Raw genomic sequence first — 8,766 nt, forward strand, 5'->3', positions numbered from 1 at the left:
ACCCCACCCGCCCTTCAGCACTCGACGGCCGCGCCACACGCACGGTAAGGGCAAACCCAAACGAGGACCCCCCGACCGATGTTCGATCTCGACGCTATCTGACCCGTGTCGCCATGCCCGCGCGGCCCACGCTTGATTCGATCGGCCTCGGCCGGTTGCAGCTGGCGCACCGGCTCGCCATCCCGTTCGAGGATCTCGATGTCGTGCTCGGCCGCGGCATCGCGATCGACAGTGCCTCGGTGTTCGCCAAGCTCGTGACCGCGCGCCGCGGTGGCTATTGCTTCGAGCATAACCGGCTGTTCCTCGACGCGCTCGCCGAGCTGGGCTTTGCCGCCCGCCCGGTGCTCGCCCGCGTCTGGATCGCCGCGACCGAAGTGCCGCCGCTCACGCACACCTTCGCGCTGGTGACGATCGACGGGCAGGCCTGGATCGCCGACACCGGCTTCGGCGGCAGCTACACCCCCGTTCTCCCGCTCGCGGACGGTGCCGAGGCGACCGCGCCCGATGGCGCGCGCTTCCGGCTCGAGGCGACCAGCCGCGATCACGGCGAACAGGGCTGGATGCTGCTGCGCGACGGCGATCCGATGACCACCGACGGACGCGGCGCGAGCGGCGGGTTCCAGCCGCAATACAGCTTCACGATCGCCGAGGTGTTCGACGCTGACCTGCTGCTCGGCAATCACTGGACGTCGACCGCCCCCGCGAGCCGCTTCACCCAGACCGCGATCGCCAGCATCGTCCTGCCCAACGGCTTCGCGTCGCTGATGGGGCGCACCTATCGCCGGCGGTCCGGCACCGACACGGCGGCAGGCGAGATCACCGACCCGCGCGTCTACCGGATCCGCATGAGCCTGTTGTTCGGGATCGACCTGAGCGTCGAGGACATCGCCGCGCTGAATCTGTTCTGAGCCACCCGCCGCGCGGGATCACCCCGCGGGGTGGCTCAGGCCCGTTCGTGCGCCAGCAGGTCGCGCGCGTCGAGGCCGAGCAGGTCGATATGCCCGAGGATGCGCGGCCAGTGCGTGGTGACGAACGTCTCGCGTTCCGCCACGCGCAGGGCCTCCGCGGCCCCCGGCAGGACGAACATGCCGACGCCGCGCCGGACCTCGACATAGCCGTCGTCCTGGAACGTCTGATAGGCCTTGGCGACGGTCAGCGGGTTGGCGCCATGCTCGGCGGCAAAGGCGCGGACCGAGGGCAGCTGATCACCCGCGCGATAGTCGCCGCGTAATATCCCGGCGGCGATCGTGGCGCGGAGGCGGAGATATACGGGGCTGTCTTCGCTGCTGAGCGCTGTCATGCTGCCTTAATACAGCAATTGGCCATTTCGTCGAGTCCTAGGGCCGCCAGCGCGAGACGACACGTTCCATATCGGGGCGGGGCCGTTCGTCGAGCGGCCGCGACGGCGTGCCGACGAACAGGAACCCGGCGATCCGCTCATGGCCCTCGCCGAACGCATCGCGCACCGTGTCCGAATAGCTCGGCCAGCCGGTCAGCCAGCCGCCCGCAAAGCCCAGCGCATGCACCGCGTGGAGCAGGTTCATGCACGCCGCGCCGGTCGACAATTCCTGTTCGAACACGGGGATATGGCTCGGCTTGGGTGACGACAGCACGACGACCAGCGCGGGGGCCTGATGCGCAAACTGGTCGAGCGCCTCGATCTCGGTCCGCGACGCGGTCGGCCGCTCGACGCGGTACGCATCGATGATCAGCGCGGCGAGCGTGGTGCGCTGGTCCTGGCCGACCACCACGAAGCGCCACGGCGCCAGCTTGCCATGATCGGGGGTGCGCGCCGCGATCGCCAGGATCTGCGCGAGCTGGTCGGCATCGGGACCGGGCGCGACAAGGTCGCGCGGCTTGCCCGAACGGCGGGTCGCGAGCAGCGAAAGCGGGCTGGAAGTGTCGTTGAACATCGCCCCGCAGATAGGCACGGGGCGCGGCAATTTACAGCCGCATCCGCGATTTAGCGGGCGGTCCCGCGGCCACCGATATTTACAGTCCCGGCTTTGCCGCTAGGTAAGGCCGCAATGAAGCCGCCGCGTTCGACGGCGGCCCAGCGTTTCAGGGAGCGTAAAAGATGGTGGACACCCCGACCGCGGATACGCCGCGAGAACCGGATATCACCCATGTGAACCCCGCCAGCGGGGAGACGTGGTTCGGCCATCCCCGCCAGCTCGCGCGACTGTTCACCACCGAGATGTGGGAGCGTTTCGGCTATTACGGCATGCGCGCGCTGCTCACGCTGTACCTCACCAAGCATTTCGTGTTCGGCGACCGCGAGGCGACCGGGCTGTACGGCGGCTATACCGCGCTGGTGTATCTGACGCCGCTGGTCGGCGGCTATCTCGCCGACCAGTATCTCGGCTCGAAGCGCGCGGTGAAGTTCGGCGCGATCATCATGGCGATGGGCTATCTGCTGCTGTGCTTCGGCGGCGAGACCGCCAAGCCCTATGCGACGATCGCCAACCAGCGCTACGAGATCCAGGTCGTCGAACAGGCCGACAGCGAGGTCCGCTACCTCGTCGACGGCGCGAACAGGCTGAAGATCAAGGGCAATGACGACGGCACCGTCTCGCTGCTCGCCGCCGACGGATCGACCGCGCGCACGGTCGAGAAGGGCGGCTTTGAATCGGGCGCGGAACGCAGCAGCTTCTACGTCACGATCATGCTGCTCGCACTCTGCATGATCTCGGTCGGCAACGGCTTCTTCAAGCCCAACATCTCGACGATGGTCGGCGAGCTCTATGCGCAGGGCGACAAGCGCCGCGATGCCGGGTTCACGATCTTCTACATGGGGATCAACCTCGGCTCGCTCTTCTCGCAGCTGCTCTGCCCGTTCCTCGCGGTCGCGTTCGGCTGGTGGGCCGGCTTTGGTCTGGCGGCGATCGGCATGCTGTTCTCGTGGACGCTGATCCAGTTCGATGGCGGCAAACTGAACGGATATGGCGAGCCGCCGGTGCGCAGCGGCCCCGACCGCGCGCTCGGCATCTATGCGCTCGCGCTGCTCGGCATCCCGATCTTCTACCTGCTGTTCGTCAACCTGATGAACGCCGAGCCGCCGGTGCCGGGGTCCGGGATCATCGGCTACATCGTCTCGCTGTCGCTGATGGGCAAATTGCTGTTCGGCACGTTCCTGGTCGCGGTGCCGGGCATCCTGATCTGGTCGTTCGTCAATGGCGAGCGGCGCGAGTTCCAGATGATGCTCGCGGCAATGGTGCTGATCGTCTTCAACGTCGTGTTCTGGACGCTGTTCGAGCAGGCCGGCTCGAGCCTCACGCTCTTTGCGGACCGCAACACCGATCTCAGCGTGTTCGGCCTGTTCAGCATTTCGGCCGGGCAGACTCAGTTCTTCAACGCGTTCTTCATCGTCGCGCTCGCGCCGGTGATGTCGATCCTGTGGACCAAGCTCGCCGCCCGGGGCATCGAGCCGTCGATCCCGGTCAAGTTCGGCATCGCGCTGATCGGCGTCGGCGTCGGCTTCCTGTTCCTCGTCTGGGGCGCGAGCATGGTCGGGCCGACGTTCAAGGTCGCGATCTGGTGGCTGGCCGGGCTCTACTTCATCCACTCCTTCGCCGAGCTCTGCATCTCGCCGGTCGGGCTCAGCATGATCACCAAGCTGTCGATCGCGCGCGCGTCGGGCTGATGATGGGCGTGTGGTTCCTGTCGATCTCGGTCGCGCAATATGTCGCGGGCATCGTCGCACAGGTCGCCAGCGTCGAGACGGTCGGCGGTCAGGTGACCAATCTGAAGGTCAGCCTCGACACCTATGCCGGCGTGTTCTGGACGATCGGGCTGGTCTCGGCAGGAATCGGCGTGCTGCTGCTGGTCATCTCGCCGCTGATCAAGAAGTGGATGCACGGGGTCCAGTAATTCGGCTGGACCTACCAACGCATCATTCCCAATAATCCGTCATCCCCGCGGAGGCGGGGATCCAGACACTCTGCAGTTCGTGATAGACCACGGCTTGCCAGTCTGGATCCCCGCCTGCGCGGGGATGACGATTCTAGGGGGTTAGCGGATCTCTCAGATCCGCGTCATCGACAGTGCCTTCTCACCGTAGCGCGGCCCCGCCGTGCCGCCCCTCGGCGCCGCCGCATCAAGCTTCGCCAGATCATCCGCCGACAGCGTGACCTCGGCCGCCTTCATGCTGTCCTCCAGCGTGACACGGCGCTTCGACCCCGGGATCGGCACGATATCGTCACCCTGCGCCAGCAGCCACGCCAGCGCGACCTGCGCCGGGCTCGCGCCATGCGTGTCGGCGATCGCCTTCACCACTGCGACCATCTCCATGTTCTTGGCGAAGTTTACGTCCGAATAGCGCGGGTCGTTGCGGCGATAATCGCCCTCGGGCAGATCCGATCGCGCGGTAATCTGCCCGGTCAGGAACCCGCGCCCCAGCGGCGAATAGGGCACGAACCCGATCCCCAGCTCACGGCACAGCGGCAGGATTGCGTCCTCGACCCCGCGCTCCCACAGCGAATATTCGCTCTGCAGCGCCGCGATCGGATGCGTCGCCGCCGCGCGCCGGATCGTGTCGAGCCCGGCCTCCGACAGCCCCAGATGCCGCACCTTGCCCTCGCGGACGAGCTCCGCCATCGCGCCCACCGTCTCCTCGATCGGCACGCCCGGATCGACGCGGTGCTGGTAGAGCAGGTCGATCGTCTCGACGCCGAGCCGCTTGAGCGATCCCTCGCACGCGCGCCGCACATTGGCGGGCGTGCTGTCGACGCCGGTCATGCCGTTCTCGTCATAGCGGAAGCCGAACTTGGTCGCGATCACGACGCCGTCGCGCTTGCCCCGGATCGCCTTGCCGAGCAGCTCCTCGTTGATCAACGGACCATAGATTTCGGCGGTGTCGAACAGCGTCACGCCCAGTTCGATCGCGCGGTGGATCGTCGCGATGCTCTCGTCGGCGGGGGCGCTGCCGTACATGTCCTTGCCGACCCCGGCCATCGGCATGCAGCCGAGGCCGAGCGCGGAAACCTCGAAATCAGGGCCGAGCGTGCGATACTTCATGCGGAATCTCCTCGGCGCCGCCGCCGTGATCGGACCGCGCCGCGACGGAGATAGTGACGGCGGTGTCCATCGTCACGTTCCCGACCGTGCGAAACAGGTCGGGAATGGTCTCCACCGCGATGAGCAGACCGAGCACCTCGAGCGGGATGCCCATCGCCAGCGCGACCGGCGCGACCGAGGCGACGAAGCTGATCGTGCCGGGCAGCGAGATCGATCCCATCGTCGTGATCGCCGCGGTCGCGACGCCCGCGGCCATCTGCCCCGGCCCGATCGGCAGCCCCAGCCAGTGCGCGACGTACAGCGCGACCGCGAGGTTCATCGCCGGGCTGGTCGCGCGGAACACCGCGACCGACAGCGGCAGGACGATCCCGGCGGTGGCGGGCGACGCGCCGAGCTCGGTCGAGGCCTTCAGCATCGCCGGCAGCGAGGCGAGCGACGACTGGGTGCTGATCGCGACCGCCTGCGCCGGCGCGACCGCACGCGCGAACCGGCCCAGGCTGACCCGGCCGCGATCATCCCGATCGGATAGGCGCTCAGCAGGACGATGAAGCCGATCGCCGAGACGCAGACGATATAGTGCAGCAGCGCGCCGAACGCCGCCGTCCCGGTGCGCGCACCGACCCCGTAGGCGAGCGCGAAGATGCCGATCGGCGCGAGCTTCAGCACCCATTTGATGATGATCAGCAGCGCGTCGACGACCGCCTGGAAGAAGCCGGTCAGCACCCGGCGGCGATCGTCGGGCAGTTTCGTCACGGCAAAGGCGAACGTCAGCGCGAAGACGGTGAGCGGCAGGAACGAATCGCTCGATGCCGCAGCGACGATGTTGGTCGGCACGATCGTGTCGAAGAACGCGCCGATCCCCGGCACCGGCCCGACCGGGGCGGCACCGGTCAGCGCGGCGCGCAGAGCGGCGCCGAGCCCGCGTGGCAGCGGGAAGGCATCGAGGATCAACGGCATGACCAGCGCGGACATGATCGTCGAACTCCACAGGATGACGACGATCATCACCATCGCCCGCATCGTGATCCGCCCGGCGCGTGCCGCCTCGGTCGTCGCGCCGATTCCGGTGACGAGCAGCCCGACGACGAGCGGCACGATCACCATCTGCAACCCGTGCAGCCAGGCCGCGCCGATCGGCTGGGTCACCGCCGTCGCCGCGAGCGCGTGGGCCGGCGACCAGGCGGCCGCGGCGATGCCGATCCCGATGCCGCCGAACAGCGCTGCGAGTATCCGTGTAGTCTGCGACATGCTCGCCCTTCGTGTTCCACCGCGCTATCAGCGATGCCAGAGAGCGATACCGGACGGAAAGCATTGACGATGGCAAGGAAATATTTTGGCACCGACGGCATTCGCGGTGCCACCAACGCATCGCCGATGACCGCGGAGATGGCGATGAAGGTCGGCATGGCGGCGGGCGCCTATTTCCTGCGCGGCGATCATCGCCACCGCGTCGTGATCGGCAAGGACACGCGGCTGTCGGGCTATATGCTCGAATCCGCGCTCGTTGCGGGCTTTACCAGCGTCGGCATGGACGTGGTGATGGTCGGGCCGATGCCGACGCCTGCGGTCGCGATGCTGACCCAGTCGATGCGTGCGGATATCGGCGTGATGATCTCCGCCAGCCACAACCCCTATGCCGATAACGGTATCAAGCTGTTCGGCCCCGACGGCTTCAAGCTGTCCGACGAGGCCGAGACCGCGATCGAGGCGCTGATCGACGGCGACGTGCCGCTGGTCGCGTCGAGCAAGATCGGCCGCGCGCGCCGGATCGACGATGCGCAGGGGCGCTACATCCATTTCGCCAAGTCGACCTTCCCGGAAAATCTGCGGCTCGACGGGATGCGGATCGTGCTCGATTGCGCGAACGGCGCCGCCTACAAGGTCGCCCCCTCGGCGCTGTGGGAACTCGGCGCGGACGTCGTCGCGATCGGCGTCACGCCCGACGGCACCAACATCAACGACGGCGTCGGCTCGACCGCACCGCAGGCGCTTGCCGAGACGGTCGTCGCGAGCGGCGCGGATATCGGCATCGCGCTCGACGGTGACGCCGACCGGCTGATCGTCGTCGACGAGACCGGCACGATCGTCGACGGCGATCAGCTGATGGCGACGATCGCGGCAAGCTGGGCGCGGCAGGGGCGGCTCAAGGGCGGCGGCCTCGTCGCCACCGTGATGTCCAATCTTGGCCTCGAACGCCATCTCGCCGCGCAGGGGCTCGGGCTGGTCCGTACCCAGGTCGGCGATCGTCACGTGCTCGAAAAGATGCGGTCGAGCGGCTATAATGTCGGCGGCGAGCAGTCGGGGCACATCATCCTCAGCGACTATGCCACGACCGGCGACGGCCTGGTCGCCGCCCTCCAGATCCTCGCCGAGGTCAAGCGCTCGGGCGCGCGCGCGGGCGAGGTGCTCCACCGGTTCGAACCCTTGCCGCAACTGTTGAAGAACGTACGGTTCGGCGGCGGCAAGCCGCTCGACGACGAGGCGGTGAAAGCGGTGATCGCGCAGGCCGAGGCCGAGCTCGCCGGCAAGGGGCGGCTCGTCATCCGCCCGTCGGGCACCGAACCCGTGATCCGCGTGATGGCGGAAGGGGATGATCCGGGTCAGGTCGGGCGCGTCGTCGACCGGATCTGCGAAGCCGTCCGCAAGGTCGCCGCCTGATGCTCGAGATGCGCCCCACCTGCGAACGCTGCGCCGCCGAGCTTCCCGCCGACGCGCCCGGCGCGTTCATCTGCTCGTACGAATGCACCTTCTGCGCCTCCTGTGCGGACGCGCTCGACGAGCGCTGTCCCAATTGCGGCGGCGAACTCCTCGACCGCCCGACCCGGTTCGGCGATGCCCCGCCACAGAGACCCGCCTCGGGCCGGCGGCACTAGACCCCGCTCCAAACCTCAACCACCCCCGGCGAAGGCCGGGGCCCAGTTGGCAAGGTCGAGGTAACGGATCGCTGCCCTCCGTCAGGAGCAGTCCCCAACTGGGCCCCGGCCTCCGCCGGGGAGGTGGCGATGGCATGGCCCTGTCCCGCACCGCACCGACTATGCCATAGCCCGACCCATGACCTCCAACCCCGCCCGGCACCGCCAATGACCGCGAGACTCCTCATCATCGCCGGCTCCGATTCAGGCGGCGGCGCCGGCATCCAGGCGGACATCAAGACCGTCACGATGCTCGGCGGCCACGCGATGACCGCCATCACCGCGATCACCGCGCAGAACACGCTCGGCGTGCAGGCGGTCCACCCGGTGCCCACCGACATCGTCCTCGCGCAGATCGACTCGGTCGTGTCCGACATCGGCGTCGACGCGGTGAAGATCGGCATGATCGGCTCGGCCCTGACCGCCAACGCCGTCGCCGACCGCCTGACGTCAATGTTTTCCCGCGACCCGATACCGATCATCTTCGACCCGGTCATGATCGCCAGCAGCGGCTCGGTGCTCGCCGCCCCCGACACGATCGCCGCCTTCGCCCGCCTCATGCGGATCGCCACGCTCGTCACCCCCAACCTCCCCGAACTCGCAGCGCTCGGCGGCGAAGCCGCGGTACGCGCACTCGGGCCCGCCGTGCTCATCAAGGGCGGCCACGCCGAAGGCCCGCTTGTCACCGACCGCCTCGTCACCGCGCCGGCGAAACGCTGTGGACCAACCCCCGCATCGAAACCCGCCACGCGCACGGCACCGGCTGCACGCTCGCCAGCGGGATCGCCACCGGGCTCGGCCAGGGCATGCCGCTCGACGCAGCCATCGCGCGCGCGAT

Annotated in this window: 6 protein-coding genes and 3 pseudogenes; 5 read left to right on the forward strand and 4 right to left on the reverse strand. The window is 68.1% G+C overall.

Annotated features, from left to right (window positions below; translation table 11 throughout):
- Positions 1-113 precede the first annotated feature (113 nt).
- Positions 114-908: an arylamine N-acetyltransferase gene (locus tag NI18_RS16535; protein ID WP_052149271.1), complete on the forward strand. Its 795-nt coding sequence runs from the start codon at positions 114-116 to the stop codon at positions 906-908.
- A 35-nt stretch (positions 909-943) separates the two neighbouring features.
- Here the strand turns inward: NI18_RS16535 and NI18_RS16540 are convergent, their stop codons facing one another.
- Positions 944-1,300 (reverse strand): GntR family transcriptional regulator, encoded by a 357-nt coding sequence (locus tag NI18_RS16540; RefSeq protein WP_031394568.1) that lies wholly within the window; start codon positions 1,298-1,300, stop codon positions 944-946.
- 37 nt (positions 1,301-1,337) lie between these two features.
- On the reverse strand, positions 1,338-1,913 hold the full coding sequence (locus tag NI18_RS16545; protein ID WP_037531561.1) for a nitroreductase: 576 nt from the start codon (positions 1,911-1,913) through the stop codon (positions 1,338-1,340).
- A gap of 164 nt (positions 1,914-2,077) precedes the next feature.
- Here NI18_RS16545 and NI18_RS16550 point away from each other — a divergent pair.
- Positions 2,078-3,870, forward strand: a pseudogene (locus NI18_RS16550) (peptide MFS transporter).
- A gap of 153 nt (positions 3,871-4,023) precedes the next feature.
- Here the strand turns inward: NI18_RS16550 and NI18_RS16555 are convergent.
- Together NI18_RS16555 and NI18_RS16560 are read right to left on the reverse strand one after the other, a co-directional pair.
- The gene (locus tag NI18_RS16555; RefSeq protein ID WP_037531563.1) at positions 4,024-5,016 is read right to left on the reverse strand and encodes an aldo/keto reductase; all 993 of its coding nucleotides are present in this window, start codon (positions 5,014-5,016) and stop codon (positions 4,024-4,026) included.
- Positions 4,991-6,264 (reverse strand): annotated as a pseudogene (locus NI18_RS16560) (cation:dicarboxylase symporter family transporter). The gene NI18_RS16555 and the pseudogene NI18_RS16560 overlap by 26 nt, the downstream one beginning before the upstream one ends.
- Before the next feature lie 69 nt (positions 6,265-6,333).
- On the opposite strand from NI18_RS16560, the gene glmM reads away from it, so the two are divergent.
- The 3 genes and pseudogenes from glmM to thiD all read left to right on the forward strand — a co-directional run.
- Positions 6,334-7,674 carry a phosphoglucosamine mutase gene (gene glmM, locus NI18_RS16565; protein WP_031439764.1) on the forward strand — a complete coding sequence of 447 codons (1,341 nt, stop codon included), beginning with the start codon at positions 6,334-6,336 and terminating at the stop codon, positions 7,672-7,674.
- Positions 7,674-7,889 (forward strand): DUF1272 domain-containing protein, encoded by a 216-nt coding sequence (locus NI18_RS16570; protein ID WP_031439763.1) that lies wholly within the window; start codon positions 7,674-7,676, stop codon positions 7,887-7,889. Before glmM ends, NI18_RS16570 begins: the two co-directional genes overlap by 1 nt.
- A gap of 207 nt (positions 7,890-8,096) precedes the next feature.
- A pseudogene (gene thiD, locus NI18_RS16575) lies at positions 8,097-8,766 on the forward strand (bifunctional hydroxymethylpyrimidine kinase/phosphomethylpyrimidine kinase); the annotation flags it as partial.

The organism is Sphingomonas sp. Ant20 (genome assembly GCF_000783375.1).
GTDB classification, from domain to species: Bacteria; Pseudomonadota; Alphaproteobacteria; order Sphingomonadales; family Sphingomonadaceae; genus Sphingomonas; species Sphingomonas aerolata.